We start from the raw sequence: 25,071 nt of genomic DNA, 5'->3' as shown, positions 1-25,071 counted from the left end.
AATTGCAAAGGAAAGAAAGGATGTTGAAAAAGACTTTTGCCGCTCTGGCGCTCGGTACTGCACTGTTGTCGGCTGGCCAGGCGATGGCCGCGGACTACAAGATCGACAAGGAAGGCCAGCACGCTTTCGTCGACTGGAAGATCAGCCACCTGGGTTACAGCTTCATCCACGGTACCTTCCGTGATTTCGATGGCTCCTTCACTTGGGACAGCGCCAAGCCTGAGGACAGCAAGATCAGCGTCGACCTGAAGACTGCCAGCCTGTGGTCGAATCACGCTGAGCGTGACAAGCACATCGCCAGCGCCGACTTCCTCGACGTGAAGAAGTACCCTGAAGCCAAGTTCGTCTCTACCAGTGTCAAGTCGACTGGTGAGAAGACCGCTGACGTGACGGGCGACCTGACCTTGCACGGTGTGACTAAGCCAGTCACCTTCAAGGCGACCTTCAACGGCGAAGGCAAGGACCCGTGGGGCGGCGAGCGTGCTGGTTTTAACGCCACCACCACGCTGAACCTGAACGACTTCGGCATCAAGGGGCCAGGTGCGACTTCCCAGACCCTGGACCTGGACATCAGTGTCGAAGGTGTGAAGCAGAAGTAATTCGCTGCCCACAAACAACAACGCCGCCCATTGGGCGGCGTTGTTGTTTGTGGGGCTGATCAGCGATTGCGGGTCAGCAGCGCCGGGCGCTCGCCACGTGGGCGGCTTGGCAGGTCCTCGAGTTGCTCCGCGGTAGGGAAGCGGTCGAGCTTGGACTCCTTGCGGATGATCTTCGGCTGCGACTGGCCTTCACGCGGGTTGCGAACAGCGGGTTCCTGACGGGCGTCGTTGTCGCGGCTGGCAGGGCGGTTGCGGCCACCGCCACCGTCACGGCGGGCACCGCCGTTGCCTGCGCCATTGCGTGGACGCTTTTCTGCGTTGGCGCCACCATTGCTGCGTGCGCCACCGCCATTGCGCCCCTGACCACCGGCGTTGCGCTGGCCGTTACCCTGGCCCTGGCCAGCGCCCGTTCCCGGACGGCGATTGCGGTTCTGATTCTTGGCGTTCTGGTACGGGCTGACGTAGTCGGCACGGTTGCCGAAGTTGTCGATCTCGTCATCCAGGAACTCTTCCGGATCACGATCGGCAGGCACAGGCGGGATACCGGCCTGGGCTACCTGGGCCGGGCGTGGCTTCTTGTTGCGCGGTTTGCGCTCCTGGCCATCGGCCCTCTGCGCCGGTTTTTCAGCTGCTGGCTTTTCCTTGGCCTTGCCTTTGTCCTTGCCTTTGTCCTTACGACCGCCGCTGCCAGCGTTGCTGCCCTCGGTGCGTTGGTTGCGGCCGCCGCGCCCATTGTTCGGCTGGCGTTCGCGGGTTTCCGGTTTTTCCGCCTCGATCTGGCTGGCGTCGAAGCCCATCAGGTCGCCGTCGGCGATTTTCTGGCGGGTGACCCGCTCGATGCTCTTGAGCAGCTTTTCTTCGTCTGGCGCAACCAGCGAGATGGCTTCACCCGAGCGTCCGGCGCGGCCGGTACGGCCGATGCGGTGGACGTAGTCTTCCTCGACGTTGGGCAGTTCGAAGTTGACCACATGCGGCAGTTGGTCGATGTCCAGGCCGCGGGCGGCGATGTCGGTGGCGACAAGGATACGCACGCTGCCAGCCTTGAAGTCGGCCAGGGCCTTGGTGCGGGCATTCTGGCTCTTGTTGCCGTGGATCGCGGCGGCAGTCAGGCCGTGCTTTTCCAGGTACTCGGCCAGGCGGTTGGCGCCGTGCTTGGTGCGGGTGAACACCAGGACCTGTTCCCAGGCACCAACAGTGACCAAGTGGGCAAGCAGGGCGCGCTTGTGGCTTGCGGGCAGGCGGTAGACGCGCTGCTCGATGCGCTCGACCGTGGTATTCGGCGGCGTGACCTCGATGCGCTCGGGGTTGTGCAGCAGCTTGTCGGCCAGGTCGGTGATGTCTTTGGAGAAGGTTGCCGAGAACAGCAGGTTCTGGCGCTTGGCTGGCAAGCGGGCGAGGACCTTCTTGACGTCATGGATGAAACCCATGTCGAGCATACGGTCGGCTTCGTCGAGGACCAGTATTTCGACGTGGGACAGATCGACACTGCCCTGGCCGGCCAGGTCCAGCAGGCGGCCTGGGCAGGCCACCAGGACATCGACGCCCTTGGCCATGGCCTGTACCTGTGGGTTCATGCCGACGCCACCGAAGATGCAGGCGCTGACCAGGCTGAGGTCGCGGGCATAGACCTTGAAGCTGTCGTGCACCTGGGCGGCCAGTTCGCGGGTCGGGGTCAGTACCAGCACCCGTGGTTGACGGGGGCCGTGGCGGTGGGACTTGTCCGGGTGGCCACCGGGGAACAGGCGCTCGAGGATCGGCAGGGCGAAGCCGCCGGTTTTACCAGTACCTGTCTGGGCGGCGACCATCAGGTCGCGACCTTGCAACACGGCGGGAATAGCCCGCTGTTGCACCGGAGTGGGCTGGGTATAGCCCGCTGCCTCGATAGCGCGGACTAGAGCCTCGGAGAGACCGAGGGAAGCAAAGGACATGGGCGATCCTGTTCTAGTGGGGGCTTGGGCCCGATGGGATGATCTTGCCTGGCGCGACAAGCATCGGTGGGATGCGATCGCGTCCGGTCCAGCTGGGCTTTTACTGTGCATCCGGGAAGCGGCGGGCGGGCACTTGGCGCGCGAGCCTGCCGGTCGGGATGCTTGTTGCAAGGCCGAGCGTCCGGGCGTAAGCCTGGCGGGAAGGCCCGAGTATAACAGAGCAATCAGGGCGTGCTGCGTTCCTGCTGCTCAACGGCGTAAGGAAAATTCGGCTCGTCGCCGACATAGCGGGCAACGAGGGCGGCATAGGCCGGTTCTTGTTTGAAGCGTCGCAGTTCGATACTGAAGCGTCGGGCCAGTTCCTCCCGGCCGGGTTTGCGGCGCAGGCCCAGGTATTGCGGCTGGCGGCTGATCACCAAGGGCAACTCGTCGACGGCCTCTTCGAGTCCCAGGCGCTGGCGTAGATAGCGGCCCACGCGGCGGTCGGTGATCAACAGATCGATCCGGCCAAGCTGCAGCTTGCCGAAGTTGGCCTCTTGGGTAGGAGCCGCTTCACGTCGGAACAGCGGTGACTCCAGGAACGCGGACCCGTAGCTGTAGCCTGAAGAGATGCCTACGGTCAGACCGGCGAGGTCTTCCAAGCGTTCTACCACATGTGGCCGGGCCTTGGCCTGGAACAGCACGAACTCGACCGCCGACAAGGGTTCTTCAGGGTAGTACATCAGGAACCTGCGCGGCTCGGTCTGGAAGATATCCAGCACGCCATCGGCCAGGCCCTGTTCGAGCATTGCCAAGCAGCGCTTCCAGGGCAGGAGCTGCCACTCGACTTCGACGCCAAGGCGCTTGAACACCTCGTTGGTCACTTCGTAGTCGATGCCCCTGGGTTGGCCGTTTTCCTGGTAGATGTAGGGTGCCCAGTCGTCGCTGACGATACGTAGCCGCTCGCTATGAGCAGGCGGGCTCAAGCAAACGAGCAGCAGTAAGCAGAGGAGGCGGGCGAAATTGGGCATGGGGGCAGGTTACGACGCGCGCAGGCAATTGACCAGTGAAGCTGCATGACACCTGGCACTCCCATTCAGACCTGTGACTGGCTTAACAGACGATATATCAAGATCTTGCGTTTTCTGCACTGACAACCACGTTGGAAATGAAAAAGGCTTCAGCCTGAGCCAAAGCCTTTTTCACCTCCTGCGGCGCTCGCTACCGCCGTGCCTTTCAGCGCGGCAGCTTGAGGTTGTTCCAGACCGCCAGGCTCGGTTCGGCCTGGTTCAGGGTGTAGAAGTGCAGGCCCGGTGCGCCGCCTTGCAGCAACTGCTCGCACATGCGGGTGACCACTTCTTCACCGAAGGCCTGAATGCTCTTCACGTCATCGGCATAGGCTTCCAGCTGCTTGCGGATCCAGCGTGGGATCTCGGCGCCGCAGGCGTCGGAGAAGCGCGCCAGCTTGCTGTAGTTGGTGATCGGCATGATACCGGGCACCACTGGGATGTCCACGCCCAGCTGCTGCACGCGTTCGACGAAGTAGAAGTAGCTGTCGGCGTTGAAGAAGTACTGGGTGATGGCGCTGTCTGCGCCGGCCTTGACCTTGCGCACGAAGTTGTTGAGGTCATCCTCGAAGTTGCGAGCCTGGGGGTGCATCTCCGGGTAAGCGGCCACTTCCAGGTGGAAGTGATCACCGGTTTCCTGGCGGATGAACTCGACCAGGTCGTTGGCGTGGCGCAGCTCGCCGCTGGCCATGCCCATGCCCGAAGGCAGGTCGCCACGCAAGGCGACGATGCGCTTGATGCCGGCCGCCTTGTACTGGGCGAGCAGGCTACGCAGATCGTCCTTGCTGTCGCCGACGCACGACAGGTGCGGGGCGGCAGGGACTTTGGCTTCGCTTTCGAGCTGCAGCACGGTGTTGAGCGTGCGGTCGCGGGTCGAACCACCGGCACCGTAGGTGCAGGAGAAGAAGTCCGGGTTGTAGGTGGCCAACTGGCGGGCAACACCCATCAGCTTTTCATGGCCAGCGTCGGTCTTGGTCGGGAAGAATTCGAAACTGTAGCGGCGTTCTTGAGACATCACTCGTTCCTCAGCTGCAAGCATCAGGCTGCAAGCTGCAAGTAAAAGCCAGGCGGTGTTGGCCGGCCTGGCTCAGGCATCTGGCGGACCGTTGGCGGCAAGCCACAAACGGGGCCGAGCACGGTCTGCTCTTGCTTGCCGCTTGTGGCTTGCCGCGTGGCGCTTAGTAGCGGTAGGCGTCCGGCTTGAACGGACCTTCGACAGTCACACCAATGTACTCGGCCTGCTGCGGGGTCAGCTGGGTCACCACGCCGCCGAAGCCGCGGACCATTTCCAGGGCCACTTCTTCGTCGAGCTTCTTGGGCAGGACTTCGACGGTCAGGCGCTCGGCCTTCTGCGCGGCTGGCAGGTTGGCGAACTTCTGTTCGAACAGGAAGATCTGCGCCAGCACCTGGTTGGCGAACGAGCCGTCCATGATGCGGCTAGGGTGGCCGGTGGCGTTGCCCAGGTTCACCAGGCGGCCTTCGGCCAGGAGGATCAGGTAGTCGTCGTTGTGCGGGTCGAAGTCGCCATGGCCGGTGCGGTGGATCTTGTGCACCTGTGGTTTGACCTCTTCCCAGGCCCAGTTCTTGCGCATGAAGGCCGTGTCGATCTCGTTGTCGAAGTGGCCGATGTTGCAGACCACGGCACGCTTCTTCAGGGCCTTGAGCATGTTGGCGTCGCAGACATTGACGTTACCGGTGGTGGTGACGATCAGGTCGATGCGGCCCAGCAGCTCACGGTTGATGCCGTCTTCGGTGCCGGTGTTGATGCCGTCCTTGAACGGCGAGACCACTTCGAAGCCGTCCATGCAGGCTTGCATGGCGCAGATCGGGTCGACTTCAGTGACCTTGACGATCATGCCTTCCTGACGCAGGGACTGGGCCGAGCCCTTGCCCACGTCGCCGTAGCCGATCACCAGGGCCTGCTTGCCCGACAGCAAGTGGTCGGTGCCGCGCTTGATGGCGTCGTTGAGGCTGTGGCGGCAACCGTACTTGTTGTCGTTCTTGCTCTTGGTGACCGAGTCGTTGACGTTGATCGCCGGGACTTTCAGCTCGCCCTTGGCCAGCATGTCGAGCAGACGGTGCACGCCGGTGGTGGTCTCTTCGGTCACGCCGTGGATCTTGTCCAGCATGGCCGGGTATTTCTTGTGCAGGATCTCGGTCAGGTCACCACCGTCGTCCAGTACCATGTTGGCATCCCACGGCTGGCCATCCTTGAGGATGGTCTGCTCGATGCACCATTCGTATTCCTCTTCGGTCTCGCCTTTCCAGGCGAACACCGGGGTACCGGCGGCGGCGATGGCGGCAGCGGCCTGGTCCTGGGTCGAGAAGATGTTGCAGGACGACCAGCGCACTTCGGCACCCAGGGCGGTCAGGGTCTCGATCAGCACGGCGGTCTGGATGGTCATGTGGATGCAGCCGAGGATCTTCGCGCCCTTGAGTGGTTGCTCGGCCAGGTATTTACGGCGCAGGCCCATCAGCGCGGGCATTTCCGATTCGGCGATGATGATTTCCTTGCGGCCCCAGTCGGCCAGGGAAATGTCGGCGACCTTGTAGTCGGAAAAACCTGCAGGCGTGTTTACAGCGCTCATTAGAGCCTCCATTCGTAGTGTGCGAATGGGCGCCGTTGTGCGTTGAGCGTCCGCGAGGCGGACAACGCCCCATCCGAGCCTGACAGGCCGAGCCTGCTGCAGCGCCCCTCGGATGGGTGGCGGGATGGCCTCCACTGTGGGTGACCATGTGAAACGGCGCAGATTATAGCCGTGGCTGTGTGTCACACCCAAGGCTTTCTGTCGATTTATCGAGACGATAGTCGATGTTCAATGGAGAGCGGCCGGCGGCTCTGCCATCATTACCGCACGTCAGCCAAGTAGGTCAGGAGTACAGATGAATTTCCACACCCGCAAATGGGTAAAACCCGAAGACCTCAACCCCAACGGCACTCTGTTCGGTGGCAGCCTGTTGCGCTGGATCGACGAAGAGGCGGCGATCTACGCCATCGTCCAGCTGGGCAACCAGCGCGTGGTGACCAAGTACATATCGGAGATCAACTTCGTCAGCGCTTCGCGCCAGGGCGAGATCATCGAACTGGGCATCACCGCTACCGAGTTCGGCCGGACCTCGATCACCCTCAAGTGCGAAGTACGCAACAAGATCACCCGCAAGAGCATCCTGACTGTGGACAAGATGGTCTTCGTCAACCTTGGCGAGGATGGCCTGCCGGCCGCCCATGGGCGGACCGAGATCAAGTACATCCAGGACCAGTTCCCGGATACCGCGGTCGAGTGATCGATCTTGCCGATGTGGGGCTGGGCCATTCTTGTTGGCCTGCCTGACACGTTCGCGGGCAAGCCCGCTCCCCCGAGGGCCGAGGCGACCACCTATGAAGTGGTGAGCAGGGCCATGTGAGAGCGGGCTTGCCCGCGAATGGGCGTTACGGCTGGGCCGTGACCCTGCGTACCACATGGCCGATGCTCAGCCCCTGCACCAGGATCGACGACAGCACCACGACGTAGGTGATGCTCAGCAGCAGGTCACGCTCGCTGCCGGCCGGCAGCGACAGGGCTAGGGCGACCGAAACGCCCCCACGCAGACCTCCCCAGGTCAGTACCCGCACCGTTCCTTTTGGCACGCTGCGCCAGCGCCGCAGCAGGACAATGGCCGGCGCCACGGTCAGCAGGCGCGACAACAGCACCGCGACCGCCAGGGCCGATGCGGCCAGCACGTGCAGCCAGTTGAACGGCAGCAGCAACAGCTCCAGGCCGATCAGCGCGAACAACAGGGCGTTGAGCATGTCGTCGATCAACTCCCAGAAGCCATCCAGGTAGCGCCGGGTCATGTCGTTCATCGCCAGGTTGCGCCCCAGGTTACCGATGATCAGGCCGGCGACCACCATCGCGATCGGTGCCGAAACGTGCAGTTCGTAGGCCATGGCCGAACCACCGATGACCAGCGCCAGGGTCAGCATGACTTCGACTTGGTACTGCTCGATGCTCTTGATCATGCGGTAGGTGGCATAACCGATCAGGCCGCCGAAGACGATGCCACCAATGGCCTCGCGGGCGAACAGCATGGCTGTGTCGGCAACGCTCGGAGCCTCGCCCAGTTGGGCGATGCCCAGCAGCACGGTGAATACCACGACCGCGGTGCCGTCATTGAATAACGACTCACCGACGATGGTGGTCTTCAGGGGTTTCGAGGCATTGGCGGTGCGCAGGGCGCCAAGCACGGCGATTGGGTCGGTAGGGGAGATCAGTGCGCCAAACAGCAGGCAGTAGAGCAGGCTGACGTTCCAGCCGAAGAGGGCGAAAATCCAGTGCGCCAGGAAGCCGATCACTACCGTGGCGATCAATACGCCAACGGTGGCCAGCAGACCGATCGGCCAGCGATAGCTACGCAGGTCGGCGAGGTTGACGTGCAGGGCTCCGGCGAACAACAGGAACGACAACATCCAATGCATCAGCAGGTCGTTGAAGTCGATCTGGCTCATCAGTCCTTCTACGCGCTCCTCCAGGCCGGGGAAGCCGATCAGGCTCAGGCCCTGCAGGATCAAGGAGAACAGCAGCGCGGTGACCATCACGCCGATGGCCGGCGGCAGGCCGATGAAGCGGTAGTTGACGTAGGTGAGGAGGGTGGTCAGGCAGATAAACGCAGCAACAAGTTCAAGCATCCCAGGTCCTGTATCGAAGGCTTCCAAGTCAGTACCCGAGAAGCTCGGGCAGTTCTTTGATGATCTGACGAGGGTTTCGGGACACACCTTATGGCCCATTCTATTGGGTTCGTTCCGTAATCGTCATGTATCTCGTTCCGCCAGAGAGCGCGGTAACCGATATATTTGTGGATTGCCCGGGCCATCGGAGGCCTGGACGCTTTGCAAGGAACTCCCGCGTGTTGGCAACTTCGTTGGTTTTGATCGCGGCCCTGCTGCACGCGACCTGGAACACCCTGATCAAGTTCAGTGGCGAGCGTCTGCTGGTGATCGCCAGTATGGATTCGGTAGCGCTGGTCTTCGCACTGGCGGCAGTCGCCTTTGTCGATCTGCCTCCCGGCCCTGTCTGGCCCTGGTTGCTAGCCTCGGCCTTGGCCGAGCAGCTCTACCGCTTCCTGCTGATCCAGGCCTATCGGGTGGGCGACTTGGGCCTGGTCTATCCTCTGATGCGTGGACTCTCCCCGCTGGTGGTGCTGGCGCTGACCCTGGCGTTCGCCGGCGAATCGCTCAGTAGCCAGCAGATCATCGGCATCCTGCTGATCCCCTGTGGCATGGCTTGTTTGCTGTGGCAGGGAGGGGGCGGTGACCGATTACCTTGGTCGATGCTGCCGGTGGTGGCGTTGATCGGGTTGTGCATCGGTTGCTACACCTGGTTCGACGGCCAGGCCGTTCGCCTCTGGGAGAAACCCCTGGACTACCTGGTCTGGCTTACTCTGCTCAGCGCCTGGCCGTTTCCATTGCTGGCCGGTGTGGCACGGCGTGCGCCTTTCCTGTTGTTCTGGCGCCTGCAATGGCGGTTGGGGCTGACGGTAGGGTTGTGCGTGTTGCTCAGCTATGCCCTGGTGCTGTGGGCCATGCATTTGGGGTCGGTGGCGGAGGCTGCGGCACTGCGTGAGGTTAGTGTGATCCTGGTGGTACTGTTCGGCATGCGCTACCTCAAAGAACCTTTTGGCGGCCCGAGGCTCTTAGCCTGCGGGCTGGTCCTGGCAGGCATGCTGGTGATGAAGCTCTGATACCGATAATCGACAAGGAATCCTGCCATGACCGTTGCCTTCTGGTGTGTATTGATCGCGATCTTCCTGCCGCCGCTGTGCTCCCTGACCGCCAAGCTGAGCAGCGGCCGCTTCGGCCTGGGGCAAAACCATGATCCGCGGGCGTTCCTCGATACCCTGGAGGGGATGCCACGGCGTGCCCATGCCGCCCAGCAGAACAGCTTCGAGGCCTTGCCGGCTTTCATTGCAGCCGTACTGATCGCCGATATCGTCGGCAATGCCGAGCAGGTGACCCAGGACGTGCTGGCCGTGCTGTATATCACCAGCCGCCTGCTCTACATCATCTGCTACCTGGCGGACTGGGCCGCCCTGCGCTCGCTAGTGTGGTTCGCCGGGCTGGCGCTGATCGTGTCGCTCTTCGTCGTATCGATCTGAGGCCATTGCGGGCAAGCCCGCTACAGGAACCATGCTGTCCCTGTAGCGGGCTGCCCGCGACGGAGGCTCAGGGGACTTTCGGTACTTCTGGCAGTGGTGCGCCCTTGGGCCACAGCAACCAGATCTGCCCTTGCTGCTTCATGTTGCCTGCCAGCTCACCGGCTTCGGCACCGGTGCCCCAGAACAGGTCGGCACGCACCTCGCCGGTAATGGCGCCCCCGGTGTCTTGGGCTCCGACCGGTCGCACCACCGGGCTGCCATCGGGGCGGGTGGTGGAGAGCCAGAGCAGGCTGCCCAGCGGAATCACCTTGCGATCGATGGCCACGCTATAGCCCGCGGTCAGCGGCACGTTCAGCGAGCCGCGAGGCCCTTCATTGCTGTCCGGGCGAGTGCTGAAGAACACGTAGCTGGGGTTGCTGGCCAGGAGTTCGGGGACGCGCGTCGGGTTGGCCTGGGCCCAGGCGTGGATGCTGCCCATGGTCACCTCTTCCTTCTGCAACTGGCCCTGTTCCACCAACCAGCGTCCGATGGGGCGGTACGGGTGGCCGTTCTGGTCGGCATAGCCAACGCGCAATTGACGGCCATCCTCCAGTTGGATACGACCAGAGCCCTGGATCTGCAGGAACTGTAGGTCCATTGGGTCGGTCAGCCAAGCCAGCACCGGTGCCTTGGCGCCATCACGGCTGATCACTTCAGCCGTGTCGTAAGGTTTAAGCACGCGGCCTTCGAGGCGGCCTCGCAGGCGCTTGCCCTTGAGCTCCGGATAGATGCTGGCCAGGTCGACCACGATCATGTCTTCCGGAATCCCGTAGACCGGCACCTGGGCGGCTTCGCTGCGTGCCAGGCTGCCAGGGTAGACGGGTTCGTAGTAGCCGGTGATCAAGCCATTGGCATTGTTCTCGGCCGAACGCAGTCCATAGACCTGCAAGTTCTGCTGCAGGAAGGCACGGGCCTGGGCCGCGTCCTCCGGGATTCGCTGCGCAGCTTCGCAGGCGCTGGCCCAGACTGGGTCGCGGGTGAGCTTCTCACAGCCGTTGCGCCATGCCTGGAAACCGGCCAACAGGTCGACATCGCTGACGCTCGGCAGGTCTTTCCAGGTGGCGGGGGTATAGGTGGCCACGGCATGGGGTTCGGGTTTGGCGCTTTCGCCGCCGTTGCAACCGGCCAGCAGGGCCAGGGCCGGAAGCGCCCAGGCGAGGTGGCGCAGAGCAGATTTCATGGGTTGAATCCTTGTCGGGTTGCCGGGCGGTGGCTAACCCTGTTTTTGGTAAGGGTATTGGTCTTTGTCGGGCAGGCGAGGATACTGTCGGGCCTTTCCCTCTGCCAATGTGAGCGTGATGATCAAATGTTTCACTGTCCTGCTGCTGGCCAGCCTGTCCTTGGTGGCCTGCGACCGTGTCGATCCTAACTCACCGCTGGGCCAGCGCAAGGCGATCTTCAAGCAGATGCTCAAGACCAGCGAAGACATGGGAGGCATGTTGCGTGGGCGCGTGCCGTTCGACGGTGTGAAGTTCGCCGATGGCGCGGTAACGCTCGATGGCCTGGCTCATGCGCCGTGGCAACACTTTCCCCAGGTCAGGGATGAGGGCGACAGTAGTGCCCGTGCCGAAGTCTGGGAACGCCAGGCGCGTTTTCATGACTTGGCGCGGCAGTTGGAGGGTGTCACTGGCGAGCTGGTCGGCGTGACCCGCAACCAGCCGCTGGATGCGGCGCAGTTGAAGGGGCCGATGGACAGGGTCGAGGCGGCCTGCAAGGCCTGTCATACCGAGTTCCGCAATCACTGAGGAGCGGAACCCCGCAGGAATCGAACGATGCAGTGAGTGGAGCCATCGCCAACTGACGCTGGCTCCTATCCGGTATCGCGTCGACTACGGGGAGTCAGGTGTTACTTTTCCAGCTCTTTGAGTGCTTCTTGCAGCTCTGCCTTGGACTCGGCGAGCTTGGCCTTGCGCTTGTCGATCTTCTCGGGGTCGCCTTTCTTCATGGCCTTTTCCAGGTCTTTCTGGCGCTGGGTGACCTCGTGTTTCGCCTCAAGTACCTTCTGGTTGCGCTTCTCGCCCAGGCTGGCGTCGGTGCAGTGCTCGGTATTTTCCTTCAGGGCTTTTTCCAGGCCGGCGATCTGGCCCCGGTTGTTGTGCGCCCGGGCCTCCTCGAGCTGGTTTTCGATGGCGCTGCGTTTGGCGGCGCAGCCAGTCAGGCCTGGATCTGGTTGCGCAGCCTGCAGTGGGCCAGCGGCCATGCCGAATGCAGTCAGCAAAACGAGTGAGGAAAACAGTTTCATGGGAGCCTCCTTTCGGGGCAGGGCAGCAAAAAAGTTGGGGAAATCCTGCCCTGATTTGTGGGATTTAGAAACCCTTAGAAGGCATTTCGCCTGCTATGCAGGAAAATTCCTACATTTCTAAACACCGTGAATCACTTTTCTTGGACGCTCGTAATAGCCAGACGTTGAAATCGGTGGTGGCTATACCGGGCTAGAAACCTTCGATGGACTGATTGTGCAGCAGGATGGCGAGGTCCTGCAGGTCCTGATGTTGGAAAAAACCCTGCAGTTGCTGCGCACGTAACTGCCCAATGCCTGGCTCATTTTTCCATTGCTGGATACTTCTGGCAGCCAGTGTGGACCAGTCAGGACCCAGCTTGGCAGTGCGTGGCGCAGGTATGCCCAGGGCTCGTAGCCACTGCTCGAATGGTCGTTTACGGGCATCGGCGAAGCTCCGGAGCAGGCGGCCGGCGCTGGCGTCGTTGAAACCCTGCAGTGGCTGCAGGTCGGCAAGGTTCAGGTCAAGCCAGTCACCCAGAGTGGTCACCAGGCCGGCCCCCACGAGTCTGCGCCAGGTCCCGGGGCCCACCCCCGGCATAGCCAACCCCTGTTTGCCGCTGAGCCAGACGAGCCGGGCGATGAACTGATCCTCGCAGCCAGGGCTGGCCTGCCAGCAGCTCATGGCATGGAATCGCCCAGCGGGTGGTGGTTGGACCTGCTGGCGTTGAACGCTGCGATGCACCACCTGCTCAAGGCGCGGAATGGTCATGCCGGCCAGACTGATAGCGACCTGGTCGCCAGGGGCTATATCCAGGGCCTGCCAGCGGGCCAGCGAACCCAGGCTGACCTGGCTGACACGACGGTCGTCCAGCATGACTGGGTGCAGGCGCAGCAACGGGGTGATACGGCCAGTCCGTCCGACCTTGAAGCGTACCTCGCGTACTTCGGTCAGTGCCTGGGTGAACGGATACTTCCAGGCTGCGATCCAGTAAGGGGCCTGGGCCTTCCAGCGGGAGGCGGGCGGACGCAGGCCCTGGCGGAGGATCACGCCGTCCGTGGCAAAGGGCAGAGGCGAGCGGTACCAGTGATCGCGCCAATGGGCGGCCTCCTCGAAGCGGCTGATGGCGATGCTATAGCGTGCAGTATCGGGAAATCCCAGGTCGCGCAGGCCAGCCAGGCGCTCGGCCTGGGTCGCTGGTCCGGCGGGCCAGTCCCAGACGAAAAGGCCGATCCCCTGACCCTCCTCGTGGGTCAGGTGTTTGCGCGCCATCAGGCCTGCCACGGTGCCACGGGCGTTAGCGCCGCCTGCGGTGGCTTGTACATGGCCGTCCAGGCGCCAGTAAAGCTCGCCTTGCAGGAGCAAATCGTCCGTTTGCGGCAATTGTTGGGGGATGCCAGCCAGCATCGGCAGGTGACGGCTCCAGTCATGCCCCCGGATACCGTCGCCACGGCTGAGCAGGCGCACCGGTCTGCCGCCTTCATACACCAGGGAGACTGCGACGCCGTCGACCTTGGGTTGTATCCACAGGCCCTGCTTGTTGCTCATCCAGGCGCGTACGGCCTTTTCATCGGCCAGCTTGCCGACGCCGGTATGCACGACCGGGTGGCGAAGCGGGCCGCTGGCGGTACCGAGCGGATTGTCGGCGGATTCGAGGCCAAAGCATCCCAGCAGATGCTGCAAGCGCTGGCGACTCTGGTCGTAGAGTTCATCGGCAACGGGAGAGATACCCTGGCGGTGGTACTGGTCGTCCCAGTTGGCGAGGGTCTGGCGAAGCTGGCGGGTTTCCGCGAGCGCCTGATCACGCGGCCATGGCGGACAGGGTTGGGCGAGCAGCGCAGGCACGTAAAAACAGCAGAGCAGGGCGGTGAACAGCTTGTGCAACATGGCCAGCATCCTTGCTTGGCAACTTGGAAAGCCAAGCCTAGGCAAGCCACGTTCTACGTGTGCTGCGCAGTTGTCAGGGCATATGTCACGGCCATGAAAAAGCCCCGGTCGATCGCTCGGCCGGGGCTCGTCTTGTCGCTTGCAGCTTAAGGCTTGCCGCTCACCCTTACAGGCCGGCAGCGGCGCGCAGGGCGTCGACGCGGTCGGTGCGCTCCCAGGTGAAGGTGGTGAAGGTGTCGTCGCCGACAGTCTTCTGCTGCGGGATGCGACCGAAATGGCCGTATGCAGCGGTTTCCTGGTACATCGGGTGCAGCAGGTCGAGCATGGTGGTGATGGCGTACGGACGCAGGTCGAAGCACTCGCGCACCAGTTGGACGATCTTGTCGTCGGAGACTTTGCCGGTGCCGAAGGTGTTCAGCGAGATGGAGGTCGGTTGGGCCACGCCGATGGCGTAGGACACCTGGATCTCGCAGCGCTCGGCCAGGCCGGCGGCGACGATGTTCTTGGCGACGTAGCGGCCGGCGTAGGCAGCCGAACGGTCAACCTTGGACGGGTCCTTGCCGGAGAACGCGCCACCGCCGTGACGGGCCATGCCGCCGTAGCTGTCGACGATGATCTTGCGACCGGTCAGGCCGCAGTCGCCCACCGGGCCACCGATAATGAACTGGCCAGTCGGGTTGATATGGAACTGGGTGCCCTTGTGCAACAACTCGGCCGGCAGGGTGTGCTTGACGATCAGTTCCATGACCGCTTCCTGAAGGTCCTTCTGCGACACTTCAGGATTGTGCTGGGTCGACAGCACAACCGCGTCGATGCCCACGACCTTGCCGCCTTCGTAGCGGCAGGTCACCTGGGATTTCGCATCTGGACGCAACCACGGCAGCAGGCCGGATTTGCGTGCTTCAGCCTGGCGCTCGACCAGGCGGTGGGAGAAGCAGATAGGTGCTGGCATCAGCACGTCGGTCTCGTTGCTGGCGTAGCCGAACATCAGGCCTTGGTCACCGGCGCCCTGGTCTTCCGGCTTGGAGCGGTCGACGCCTTGGGCGATGTCTACCGATTGCTTGCCAATGATGTTCATCACAGCGCAGGTGGCGCCGTCGAAGCCGACGTCGGAGCTGTTGTAGCCGATGTCGACGATGACTTTGCGGACGATCTCTTCCAGGTCGACCCAGGCCGAAGTGGTCACTTCGCCGGCGATGATGGCGACACCGGTCTTGACCAGGGTTTCGCAGGCCACGCGGGCGTACTTGTCCTGAGTGATGATGGCGTCCAGGACCGCGTCCGAAATCTGGTCGGCGATCTTGTCCGGATGCCCTTCAGATACGGACTCGGAGGTGAAAAGGGAGTATTCGCTCATCTCGACGGGTTCCTAAAATTTACCGATGGTGAGTGTCGCCAGCAGGCCGCTCGAAATGGCGGACCTGAATCTGGAAACCGTTACGCAAGCCCACATAGAGGCTATCCCCGGGGGTCAGTCCCGCAGCCGTGGCCCAGCAGGCCAGGTCGTCCTGCTCGAAGCCCAGCCAGAGATCGCCGCAGGCCTCCCGGGCCCAGCCCTGGTCATGGCTGCACAGCTCGGTTATCAGCAGGCTGCCGCCCGCCTTCACACGCTTGGCCAGCAGCCGCAGGGCTTGGGCCGGGTCGCTGAAATGGTGCAGGACCATATTCAGCACTACGCAGTCGGCTTCCACATCCGTTGCACCCAGTGCATCGGCCAACTGCAGGTTTACATTCTTGAGCCCTTCACGCTCGCAGACCTGGCGGGCCAGCTCGAGCATGGTCGGGCTGTTGTCCAGTGCTGTGACCCGGGCAAAGCGCCGGGCCAGTTCCGGCAGGAAGCCTCCGTCGCCCGGGCCGACTTCCAGTGCGCAGGCATGGCTGTCGAAGCTGAGCTTGTCGAGCAGGGCCAGCAGGCTATCGCGGTACTGGGGCAGGCCGGCGATCAGGTCTTGCTGGGCGCGGAACTTCTCTTCCACGCGCAGGAAGAAGTCCTGGCTGGTGGCTGCGCGGCGCTGTTGCACTTGGGCGATACGCGCCTGGACGTCAGTTGGCAGCAACAGGCTATCGACCTCTTCGAGCAGGGCTGCATGCAAGCGGCCCCCCAAGCGCAGGCTGTCCGGCAGGGCGCGGCGATAGAAGATCGCATTGCCTTCACGGCGTGTGGCCACCAGCTCGGCCTGGGCCAGGACCTTGAGGTGATGACTCATGCCCGACTGGCCGATATCGAAGATCTGCGCCAGCTCCAGCACGCCATAGGAGTCGCTGGCCAGCACCCGCAATACGTTCAGGCGCAGCGGATCGCCGCTGGCTTTGCACAGGGCAGCCAGTTCGTCGCTAGGCTCATGGCGTAATGAGGGCACACGTAGGTTCATGGAGCGGCAGTCTAGACAGGGTATCCGACCGTCGCAATAGCAATATCAAAAAGTTTTGATATTGGGCGATGGGCGGGGTTGCGAGTTGTTTGGGTAGGGGCGCTTCGCAACCCATCGCTGCGCAGGTGAACCCTTACCTCTGATTTTGTCCAAATTGAGTGCTAATAACGGGAAATTCTCCCGAGTGCGACTATCCGTCATTGCCCCAGGGGCGCCTGTGGGCGAAAATGGCCGCCTTTTTTCGTTCTACTACTTATTTCAAAGCCCCAGGAGACTTAGCGATGCCCAGCCGTCGTGATCGTGCCAACGCCATTCGTGCCCTCAGCATGGATGCTGTGCAGAAGGCCAACAGCGGCCACCCCGGTGCCCCTATGGGCATGGCGGATATCGCCGAGGTTCTATGGCGTGACTACCTGAAGCACAACCCGAGCAATCCGAGCTTCGCCGACCGCGACCGTTTCGTGCTGTCCAATGGCCACGGCTCGATGCTGATCTATTCGCTGCTGCACCTGACTGGCTACGACCTGTCGATCGATGACCTGAAGGCCTTCCGTCAGTTGCACAGCCGCACTCCGGGCCACCCTGAGTTCGGCTACACCCCGGGCGTGGAAACCACCACCGGTCCTCTCGGCCAGGGCCTGGCCAATGCCGTGGGTTTCGCCATCGCCGAGAAAGTACTGGCAGCCCAGTTCAACCGTGAAGGCCACAAGGTCGTCGACCACCACACCTATGTGTTCCTCGGCGATGGCTGCATGATGGAAGGCATTTCCCATGAAGTCGCCTCGCTGGCCGGCACCCTGGGCCTGAACAAGCTGATCGCCTTCTACGACGACAACGGCATCTCCATCGACGGTGAAGTCCATGGCTGGTTCACCGACGACACGCCAAAGCGCTTCGAGGCCTACAACTGGCAGGTGATCCGCAACGTCGACGGCCATGACGCCGACGAGATCAAGACCGCCATCGAGACCGCCCGCAAGAGCGACCGTCCGACCCTGATCTGCTGCAAGACCATCATCGGTTTCGGTTCGCCGAACAAGCAGGGCAAGGAAGACTGCCACGGCGCTCCGCTGGGCAACGACGAAATCGCCCTGGCGCGCCAGGAACTGAACTGGAACTACGGCCCATTCGAAATCCCGGCCGACATCTACGCCGAATGGGACGCCAAGGCCGCTGGCGCCAAGGCCGAAGCCGACTGGAACCAGCGTTTCGACGCCTACGCCAAGGCGCATCCTGAGCTGGCGGCAGAACTCAAGCGCCGCCTCAATGGCGACCTGCCGGCTGACTTTGCCGAGAAGGCCCAGGCCTACATCGCCGAAGTCGCAGCCAAAGGCGAGACCATCGCCAGCCGCAAGGCCAGCCAGAACACCCTGAATGCTTTCGGCCCTCTGCTGCCAGAGCTACTGGGCGGCTCCGCCGACCTGGCCGGCTCCAACCTGACCCTGTGGAAAGGTTGCAAAGGCGTCAGTGCAGAGGATGCCAGCGGCAACTACATGTTCTATGGCGTTCGCGAGTTCGGCATGACCGCCATCATGAACGGCGTCGCCCTGCACGGCGGCCTTGTGCCCTACGGCGCGACCTTCCTGATGTTCATGGAGTACGCCCGCAACGCAGTGCGCATGTCGGCCCTGATGAAGCAGCGCGTTGTCCACGTCTATACCCATGACTCCATCGGTCTTGGCGAAGACGGCCCGACCCACCAGCCAATCGAGCAACTGACCAGCCTGCGCAGCACGCCGAACCTCGATACCTGGCGTCCAGCCGACGCGGTCGAGTCGGCCGTGTCCTGGAAGTATGCGCTGGAGCGCAAGGACGGCCCATCGGCGTTGATCTTCTCCCGCCAGAACCTGCAGCATCAGGAGCGCGATGCCGGCCAGATCGCCGACATCAGCCGCGGTGGCTATGTGCTGAAGGACTGCGCAGGTGAGCCAGAACTGATCCTGATCGCTACCGGCTCCGAAGTCGGCCTGGCCGTCCAGGCGTTCGACAAGCTGACCGAGCAGGGGCGCAAGGTCCGCGTGGTCTCCATGCCTTGCACCAGCGTGTTCGATGCCCAGGACGCTGCCTACAAACAATCCGTGCTGCCAGTGGAAGTCGGTGCGCGCATCGCGATCGAAGCTGCCCATGCGGACTTCTGGTACAAGTACGTCGGTCTCGACGGCCGTGTCATCGGCATGACCACCTACGGTGAGTCGGCCCCGGCAGCCGCCTTGTTCGAAGAGTTCGGCTTCACCCTGGAGAACATCCTGGGCACCGCCGAAGAGCTGCTGGAAGACTGATGTAAAGAGCCGTGGGGCTGTGCTGGCTCCATCGCGGGCAAGCCCGCTCCTACAGGTATTTCATGACCCTGTAGGAGCGGGCTTGCCCGCGATGGCCAGACCAGGAAACCCACCGTTTGCAGATAACATTCTGTTCCGTGAGCACCTCATGCCCCATCCGCGTCCCTATAAAGTTGCACTCAACGGTTACGGCCGCATCGGTCGTTGTGTCTTGCGCGCACTCTTTGAACGGGGGGCGAAGGCTGGCTTCGAGATCGTCGCACTGAACGACCTGGCCGATCAGGCCAGTCTGGAATACCTGACACGTTTCGACTCCACTCACGGGCGTTTCCCCGGAGAGGTGAAGGTCGACGGCGACTGTCTGCATATCAACGGCGACTGCGTGAAGGTTTTGCGCAGTGCCACCCCTGAAGGCATCGACTGGGCCGCTCTGGATGTCGACCTGGTGCTGGAGTGCACCGGCGCCTACCATTCCCGCGCCGACGGCCAGCGCTTTCTCGATGCTGGCGCGCCGCGTGTGCTGTTTTCCCAGCCGATGGCCAGCGAGGCGGATGTCGACGCCACGGTGGTCTATGGCATCAACCAGGACTGCCTGACCGGCGGCGAGCGTCTGGTGTCCAATGCCTCCTGTACCACTAACTGCGGCGTGCCGCTGCTGCGTGTACTGGACCGTGCCTTTGGCCTGGAATACGTGTCGATCACCACGATCCACTCGGCGATGAACGACCAGCCGGTGATCGACGCCTATCACCACGAGGACCTGCGCCGCACCCGCTCGGCCTTCCAGTCGGTGATCCCGGTGTCTACCGGCCTGGCGCGGGGCATCGAGCGCCTGCTTCCGGAACTTGCCGGGCGAATCCAGGCCAAAGCCGTGCGCGTGCCGACCGTCAATGTATCTTGCCTGGACATCACCCTGCAGACCGCCCGCGACACTACCGCGGCCGAGGTCAACCGGGTGCTGCGCGAAGCTGCCCTGGAGGGCCCGCTGCACGGTCTGCTGGCCTACACTGAGCTGCCGCACGCCAGTTGTGACTTCAACCATGACCCGCATTCGGCCATCGTCGATGCCAGCCAGACCCGCGTTTCCGGCCCCCGGCTGGTGAACTTGCTGGCCTGGTTCGACAACGAATGGGGTTTTGCCAACCGTATGCTCGACGTTGCCGATCATTTCCTGCACGTCGTCCACCAAACCCGCTCCACTCGCAAACAGCTCTGAAGGACTGCATTCATGACCGTGTTGAAGATGACCGACCTCGACCTGCAAGGTAAGCGCGTACTGATCCGCGAAGACCTCAACGTTCCCGTCAAGGACGGTGTGGTAGCCAGCGATGCGCGTATCCTCGCTGCGCTGCCGACCATCAAGCTGGCCCTGGAGAAGGGCGCGGCCCTGATGATCTGCTCGCACTTGGGCCGTCCGACCGAGGGTGAGTTTTCGGCCGAGAACAGCCTCAAGCCGGTTGCCGAGTACCTGGCCAAGGCCCTGGGACGCGAGGTGCCGCTGGTCGCCGACTATCTGAACGGTGTCGAGGTCAAGGCTGGCGATCTGGTGCTGTTCGAGAACGTCCGCTTCAACAAGGGCGAGAAGAAGAACGCCGACGAGCTGGCGCAGAAGTACGCGGCCTTGTGCGATGTCTTCGTCATGGACGCCTTCGGCACCGCCCACCGAGCCGAGGGGTCGACGCATGGCGTAGCCAAGTTCGCCAAGGTTGCTGCGGCCGGCCCACTGCTGGCGGCCGAGCTCGATGCCCTGGGCAAGGCGCTGAAGGCACCGGCCAAGCCGATGGCGGCCATCGTCGCCGGGTCCAAGGTCTCCACCAAGCTGGATGTGCTCAACAGCCTGAGCTCGGTCTGCGACCAACTGATCGTCGGTGGCGGTATCGCCAACACCTTCCTCGCTGCGGCAGGCCACAAGGTAGGCAAGTCGCTGTACGAGCCGGACCTGGTCGAGACCGCCAAGGCCATCGCGGCTAAGGTCAGCGTGCCGCTGCCGGTGGACGTGGTAGTCGCCAAGGAGTTCGCCGAGAGCGCCGAAGCCACCGTCAAGGCCATCGCTGACGTCGCCGACGACGACATGATCCTGGATATCGGTCCGAAAACCGCCGAGCAGTTCGCTGAACTGCTGAAAACCTCCAAAACCATTCTGTGGAATGGCCCGGTCGGTGTATTCGAGTTCGACCAGTTCGGCAACGGCACCAAGGTGCTGGCCAAGGCCATCGCTGACAGTGCAGCGTTCTCCATCGCCGGTGGCGGCGATACCCTGGCGGCCATCGACAAATATGGCGTTGCCAGCGATATCTCCTACATTTCTACCGGTGGCGGCGCGTTTCTCGAGTTCGTCGAAGGCAAGGTTCTGCCCGCCGTGGAAATCCTGGAACAACGGGCCCAGGCCTGAAGGGACCTGCGCCTGGCAAAGGGAGTGACCTGATGGTCAAGCGATTGCCTGTGATGATCATCGCTGGCCTGCTGGGCGCATGCTCCGGCAAGCCAGTTTCGGAAGCGGAACCCTCCGGCCCACCCAAGGGCGGTTGCTACCAATCCGAATGGCAGGCGGAGACCGTGCCGGTGATCAGCAAGCGACTGGGCCCGGACGGCCTGGAAAAGTACGACGACGAACACCAGCGCCGGGCCCAGGGCTGCCCTTGATCGGGTCAAGGCAACCTACCGGTCGCTTCGTGGTCTTGAAGAGGATATTCAATGAAAGCGCTTATGGCCCTGGTGGCCCTGACGACTTTGGCAGGATGCGCAAACTTCCATTCGTCTGATGATCCGGCTCCGTCGGACAACTGGACACGCTGGGTCTGCGATAGCCAGGCCGAAGTACTTTGGCGCTTCGCTGACGCCAGCCAGGATGCGGTGGATGTCCGCCTCGGTGGCGGTGACCAGGTCTACCGACTCAAGTCCGAGCCGGGCGCCTCGGGCGCGCTGTACAGCGATGGCGTGTTGGCCTTTCACACCAAGGGCAACGAAGGCGTGGTGTACTGGGTCGCGACCAACGATCTGATAGGGCGGGGCTGTAAGGCACCGTGACTGGCCGGGCCACCGGAAAGGCGGCCCACACTACTTGAATAGCAACCGCCACTGCGGCAGGCTTGCACGAAAAACGACGCTTGTCGGGAGAGAGATACACAATGGCACTCATTAGCATGCGCCAGATGCTGGACCACGCCGCCGAGTTCGGCTACGGCGTTCCAGCTTTCAACGTCAACAACCTCGAGCAGATGCGCGCCATCATGGAAGCCGCCGACAAGACCGACTCCCCGGTCATCGTCCAGGCCTCGGCCGGTGCGCGCAAGTACGCTGGCGCGCCGTTCCTGCGCCACCTGATCCTGGCGGCTATCGAAGAGTTCCCGCATATCCCGGTGTGCATGCACCAGGACCACGGCACCAGCCCGGATGTCTGTCAGCGCTCGATCCAACTGGGCTTCAGCTCGGTGATGATGGACGGCTCGCTGGGTGAAGACGGTAAGACCCCGACCGACTACGAATACAACGTCCGCGTCACCCAGCAGACCGTAGCCATGGCCCACGCCTGTGGCGTGTCGGTAGAAGGCGAACTGGGCTGCCTGGGCTCCCTGGAAACCGGCATGGCCGGTGAAGAAGATGGCATCGGTGCTGAAGGCGTTCTGGACCACAGCCAGATGCTGACTGACCCGGAAGAAGCCGCCGACTTCGTCAAGAAGACCCAGGTCGATGCCCTGGCCATCGCCATCGGCACCAGCCACGGCGCCTACAAGTTCACCAAGCCGCCAACCGGTGACATCCTGGCCATCGACCGCATCAAGGAAATCCACAAGCGCATCCCTAACACCCACCTGGTGATGCATGGTTCTTCCTCGGTTCCGCAGGAGTGGCTGGCGATCATCAACCAGTATGGTGGCGAGATCAAAGAGACCTACGGCGTACCGGTCGAAGAGATCGTCGAAGGCATCAAGCACGGTGTGCGCAAGGTCAATATCGATACCGACCTGCGTCTGGCTTCCACCGGTGCGATGCGCCGTCACATGGCTCTGAACCCGAGCGAGTTCGACCCTCGTAAGTTCTTCGCCGAAACCGTGAAGGCCATGCGTGATGTCTGCATCGCCCGCTACGAAGCCTTCGGCACTGCCGGCAATGCCTCGAAGATCAAGCCGATCTCCCTGGAAGGCATGTTCCAGCGTTACGCAAAAGGCGAGCTGGTAGCCAAGGTCAACTGACCGACACGCTGTTGGCTGTAAACAAAACGCCCGGTGCTTCATGCATCGGGCGTTTTTTATTGTTCCATGACAAGTTCGACACGGGTTTGCACAGAGACAGTTGTGTGACCATTAGTCGGCTGACTGCACATTTACTCAGTAATGGCTATTTAATTGCTTTGCGTCTTTGCGGCCCGGGTCTAGAGTAATTTATCGGATCCAATTCTACGTCGCCGTCGAAGCCCCAAGGGACCAGCATGGACTGCGCTCAACCTCAATCCGTCGACGGCGGTTCGGTACTGCTGGTCGTTGATGACTACCCGGAAAACCTGATAAGCATGCGGGCCCTGCTGGCTCGACATGACTGGCAGGTGCTGACGGCGAGCTCAGGCAGGGAGGCTCTTGGCGCCTTGCTTGAACATGACGTGGACCTGGTCCTGCTGGATGTGCAGATGCCGGAGATGGACGGTTTCGAGGTCGCCCGGTTGATGCGCGGCAGCCAGCGCACACGCTTGACGCCAATCATCTTCCTTACCGCCAACGAGCAATCCGATGCCGCCGTGCTCGAGGGCTATGCCAGTGGTGCGGTGGACTACCTGTTCAAGCCAGTCGACCCCCTCATCCTCAGGCCCAAGGTCCAGGCCCTGCTGGAGCAGCAGCGCAGTCGCCGCATGCTGCAACGCCTGACCTGTGATCTGGAGAGCGCAAGGGCTTTCAATGCCTCGATCCTGGACCATGCTGCCGAAGGCATCCTGGTGGTGGATGAGTCGGGATCGATCAGCTTCGCCAATCCGGCGGTCTCGTGCTTGCTAGAGGCGCCGGTGGAGCGCTTGCAGGGCGCCTGCCTACAGGACTTCATCCAGTTGCCAGCCATCGGCAGGTGGTGTGATTCAGACTTCTACCGGGCTTACCTGGAGCGGGATACTTTCCGTATCCATGATGCGCTGCTGTGTACCATGGGCGGCCGGCCGGTTCCGGTGGCCCTGTCCTGCGCGCCCTTGCCGGCCGAGCAGCGGGCTATGGTGGTGACGGTGCTGGACATGTCGGTGGTGCGCAACCTGCACCAGCAGTTGGAGCACCAGGCGATCACCGATCCGCTGACCGGGCTGCTCAACCGCCGTGGTTTCTACCGGGCCGCCGAAGGCGCGTTGTTGCGCAACGAGCGTTCGGGCAAAGCGCAAGCGTTGATGTACATGGATCTGGACGGTTTCAAGCGGATCAACGATTGCCTGGGGCACGAGGCCGGTGATGGCATACTGCGTTGGGTCGCCGAGCAATTGAAGGACTGTCTGGGCACCCAGGCCCTGCTGGCGCGCATGGGAGGCGACGAGTTCACCGCATTGTTCGACACTTTGCCCTACCCGGAACAGGCGGGGCGTTTTGCCGAGAGCCTGATCGAGCGCATGTCGATCTGTCAGCAGGTCGATGGGATGGATGTCAGCCTGGGCGTCAGCATCGGCATCGCTACCTACCCGGATTGCGGTGCCAGTATCGATGGTCTGATGCGTTCGGCGGATGCGGCAATGTATGCGGCCAAGCAAGCTGGGCGCCAGCAGTATCGCTTCTTTGACCAGGAGCTCAATGGACGTGCCCGCTCGCGGTTGATGCTCGAAGACAGCGTGCGCTCGGCGATCGAGCAGGGCGATCTTGGCTTGGTCTACCAGCCTCAGGTAGCTTTTGCCGACGGTCGCCTGCGTGGCTTCGAGGCATTGCTGCGCTGGCAGCACCCTTCTGTCGGCGATGTGCCGCCAGGCTTGTTCATTCCCTTGCTCGAGGAGGCGCGCTTGATCAGCCGCCTGGCCAGTTGGATCTATCAGAAAGGGGCAGCTCAGCGCCGTGCCTGGCAAGGACGCTTCGCCCCCGACCTGGTACTAGGTATCAGCCTCAGCCGGGCGCAGTTCGCCATGCCCAATCTGGCCGACGAGCTGCACAGGGTGATCCAGGACCAGGGTTTGGAGCCTGCGCAGCTTGAGGTGGAGGTAGCCGAGACGTCGCTGATGTACGACATCGATGCGGCGGCCAAACAACTGCATCGCTTGCATGAGCTGGGTGTGCGCATCGCGCTGGACGATTTTGGCGCGGGCGAGTGCTCGCTCAGAATGCTGCGCGACCTGCCGATCGACACACTCAAGCTGGACCGTCACCTGGTGGCCCGCCTGCCGGACTCGGTGGCGGATGCTGCCTTGATGCGCAGCGTCCTTGTGCTTTGCCGGGAGTACCGCATCACGGTGGTCGCCGAGGGCGTGGAGACCCTCGGGCAGGCCGACTGGCTGCGGAGCCATGGTTGCGAGTATGTGCAGGGCTTCCTGGTGGCGCATCCCATGACCGCCTTAGATGCGGGGGCGTTTCCGGAATTTTTCCCCCTGGCCACGGCTTCCGTTGGATAAACTTGCAGTCC

General features: G+C 62.6%; 22 protein-coding genes and 1 riboswitch. Of the genes, 12 read left to right on the top strand and 10 right to left on the bottom strand.

Annotated features, from left to right (window positions below; translation table 11 throughout):
* Nucleotides 1-20: 20 nt before the first annotated feature.
* Nucleotides 21-599, top strand: a complete 579-nt coding sequence (locus tag ACYU03_RS23865) for a YceI family protein (RefSeq protein ID WP_461887069.1) — start codon at nt 21-23, stop codon at nt 597-599.
* A 59-nt stretch (nt 600-658) separates the two neighbouring features.
* Here the strand turns inward: ACYU03_RS23865 and ACYU03_RS23860 are convergent, their stop codons facing one another.
* From ACYU03_RS23860 to ahcY, 4 genes are all read right to left on the bottom strand, one after another.
* Nucleotides 659-2,527, bottom strand: a complete 1,869-nt coding sequence (locus tag ACYU03_RS23860; RefSeq protein ID WP_461887068.1) for a DEAD/DEAH box helicase — start codon at nt 2,525-2,527, stop codon at nt 659-661.
* A gap of 224 nt (nt 2,528-2,751) precedes the next feature.
* Nucleotides 2,752-3,537 carry a substrate-binding periplasmic protein gene (locus tag ACYU03_RS23855; protein ID WP_461887067.1) on the bottom strand — a complete coding sequence of 262 codons (786 nt, stop codon included), beginning with the start codon at nt 3,535-3,537 and terminating at the stop codon, nt 2,752-2,754.
* 205 nt (nt 3,538-3,742) lie between these two features.
* Nucleotides 3,743-4,588: a methylenetetrahydrofolate reductase [NAD(P)H] gene (gene metF, locus ACYU03_RS23850; RefSeq protein WP_461887066.1), complete on the bottom strand. Its 846-nt coding sequence runs from the start codon at nt 4,586-4,588 to the stop codon at nt 3,743-3,745.
* A gap of 163 nt (nt 4,589-4,751) precedes the next feature.
* Nucleotides 4,752-6,161 (bottom strand): adenosylhomocysteinase, encoded by a 1,410-nt coding sequence (gene ahcY / locus ACYU03_RS23845; RefSeq protein ID WP_461887065.1) that lies wholly within the window; start codon nt 6,159-6,161, stop codon nt 4,752-4,754.
* A 20-nt stretch (nt 6,162-6,181) separates the two neighbouring features.
* Nucleotides 6,182-6,277: riboswitch (S-adenosyl-L-homocysteine riboswitch) on the bottom strand.
* A 179-nt stretch (nt 6,278-6,456) separates the two neighbouring features.
* Between ahcY and ACYU03_RS23840 the strand changes: the two genes are divergently transcribed.
* Complete coding sequence (locus ACYU03_RS23840; protein WP_461887064.1) at nt 6,457-6,858, top strand: acyl-CoA thioesterase; 402 nt, start codon at nt 6,457-6,459, stop codon at nt 6,856-6,858.
* Between the two features lie 145 nt (nt 6,859-7,003).
* Here ACYU03_RS23840 and ACYU03_RS23835 read toward each other — a convergent pair whose 3' ends face one another.
* Nucleotides 7,004-8,239, bottom strand: a complete 1,236-nt coding sequence (locus ACYU03_RS23835; RefSeq protein ID WP_461887063.1) for a cation:proton antiporter — start codon at nt 8,237-8,239, stop codon at nt 7,004-7,006.
* Between the two features lie 218 nt (nt 8,240-8,457).
* Between ACYU03_RS23835 and ACYU03_RS23830 the strand changes: the two genes are divergently transcribed.
* Nucleotides 8,458-9,291 (top strand): EamA family transporter, encoded by an 834-nt coding sequence (locus tag ACYU03_RS23830; RefSeq protein WP_461887062.1) that lies wholly within the window; start codon nt 8,458-8,460, stop codon nt 9,289-9,291.
* A gap of 27 nt (nt 9,292-9,318) precedes the next feature.
* Nucleotides 9,319-9,705, top strand: a complete 387-nt coding sequence (locus tag ACYU03_RS23825) for an MAPEG family protein (protein WP_461887061.1) — start codon at nt 9,319-9,321, stop codon at nt 9,703-9,705.
* A gap of 67 nt (nt 9,706-9,772) precedes the next feature.
* On the opposite strand, the gene mltA is transcribed toward ACYU03_RS23825, so the two are convergent.
* Nucleotides 9,773-10,924, bottom strand: coding sequence for a murein transglycosylase A (gene mltA / locus ACYU03_RS23820; RefSeq protein WP_461887060.1), 1,152 nt, complete (start codon nt 10,922-10,924; stop codon nt 9,773-9,775).
* Between the two features lie 118 nt (nt 10,925-11,042).
* On the opposite strand from mltA, the gene ACYU03_RS23815 reads away from it, so the two are divergent.
* A complete protein-coding gene (locus tag ACYU03_RS23815) occupies nt 11,043-11,489 on the top strand; it encodes a c-type cytochrome (protein WP_461887059.1) in 447 nt (148 codons plus the stop codon).
* Nucleotides 11,490-11,590: 101 nt separating this feature from the next.
* Here ACYU03_RS23815 and ACYU03_RS23810 read toward each other — a convergent pair whose 3' ends face one another.
* The 4 genes from ACYU03_RS23810 to ACYU03_RS23795 all read right to left on the bottom strand — a co-directional run bounded on the left by ACYU03_RS23810 (nt 11,591) and on the right by ACYU03_RS23795 (nt 16,222).
* A complete protein-coding gene (locus tag ACYU03_RS23810; protein WP_461887058.1) occupies nt 11,591-11,986 on the bottom strand; it encodes a DUF1090 domain-containing protein in 396 nt (131 codons plus the stop codon).
* A 190-nt stretch (nt 11,987-12,176) separates the two neighbouring features.
* On the bottom strand, nt 12,177-13,850 hold the full coding sequence (gene ligB, locus ACYU03_RS23805) for an NAD-dependent DNA ligase LigB (protein ID WP_461887057.1): 1,674 nt from the start codon (nt 13,848-13,850) through the stop codon (nt 12,177-12,179).
* A gap of 166 nt (nt 13,851-14,016) precedes the next feature.
* Nucleotides 14,017-15,207 (bottom strand): methionine adenosyltransferase, encoded by a 1,191-nt coding sequence (metK, locus tag ACYU03_RS23800; RefSeq protein WP_461887056.1) that lies wholly within the window; start codon nt 15,205-15,207, stop codon nt 14,017-14,019.
* Nucleotides 15,208-15,226: 19 nt separating this feature from the next.
* Nucleotides 15,227-16,222 carry an ArsR/SmtB family transcription factor gene (locus ACYU03_RS23795; protein WP_461887055.1) on the bottom strand — a complete coding sequence of 332 codons (996 nt, stop codon included), beginning with the start codon at nt 16,220-16,222 and terminating at the stop codon, nt 15,227-15,229.
* A gap of 281 nt (nt 16,223-16,503) precedes the next feature.
* Between ACYU03_RS23795 and tkt the strand changes: the two genes are divergently transcribed.
* The 7 genes from tkt to ACYU03_RS23760 all read left to right on the top strand — a co-directional run bounded on the left by tkt (nt 16,504) and on the right by ACYU03_RS23760 (nt 25,060).
* The gene (gene tkt, locus ACYU03_RS23790; protein WP_461887054.1) at nt 16,504-18,501 is read left to right on the top strand and encodes a transketolase; all 1,998 of its coding nucleotides are present in this window, start codon (nt 16,504-16,506) and stop codon (nt 18,499-18,501) included.
* A 148-nt stretch (nt 18,502-18,649) separates the two neighbouring features.
* Entirely contained in the window at nt 18,650-19,717 is a 1,068-nt protein-coding gene (gene epd, locus ACYU03_RS23785) for an erythrose-4-phosphate dehydrogenase (RefSeq protein WP_461887053.1), read from the top strand.
* Between the two features lie 12 nt (nt 19,718-19,729).
* On the top strand, nt 19,730-20,893 hold the full coding sequence (locus tag ACYU03_RS23780; protein WP_461887052.1) for a phosphoglycerate kinase: 1,164 nt from the start codon (nt 19,730-19,732) through the stop codon (nt 20,891-20,893).
* Between the two features lie 32 nt (nt 20,894-20,925).
* The gene (locus ACYU03_RS23775; protein WP_461887051.1) at nt 20,926-21,144 is read left to right on the top strand and encodes a hypothetical protein; all 219 of its coding nucleotides are present in this window, start codon (nt 20,926-20,928) and stop codon (nt 21,142-21,144) included.
* A 51-nt stretch (nt 21,145-21,195) separates the two neighbouring features.
* The gene (locus ACYU03_RS23770) at nt 21,196-21,528 is read left to right on the top strand and encodes an MliC family protein (RefSeq protein ID WP_461887050.1); all 333 of its coding nucleotides are present in this window, start codon (nt 21,196-21,198) and stop codon (nt 21,526-21,528) included.
* Nucleotides 21,529-21,629: 101 nt separating this feature from the next.
* Nucleotides 21,630-22,694, top strand: a complete 1,065-nt coding sequence (gene fba, locus ACYU03_RS23765; protein ID WP_461887049.1) for a class II fructose-bisphosphate aldolase — start codon at nt 21,630-21,632, stop codon at nt 22,692-22,694.
* Nucleotides 22,695-22,930: 236 nt separating this feature from the next.
* Nucleotides 22,931-25,060: a putative bifunctional diguanylate cyclase/phosphodiesterase gene (locus ACYU03_RS23760; protein ID WP_461887048.1), complete on the top strand. Its 2,130-nt coding sequence runs from the start codon at nt 22,931-22,933 to the stop codon at nt 25,058-25,060.
* The last annotated feature ends 11 nt before the right edge of the window (nt 25,061-25,071 follow it).

This window comes from Pseudomonas sp. X10 (genome assembly GCF_054889225.1).
The sequence above is the reverse complement of the archived record's forward strand: the minus strand, read 5'-3'. Positions and strand labels throughout refer to the sequence as shown.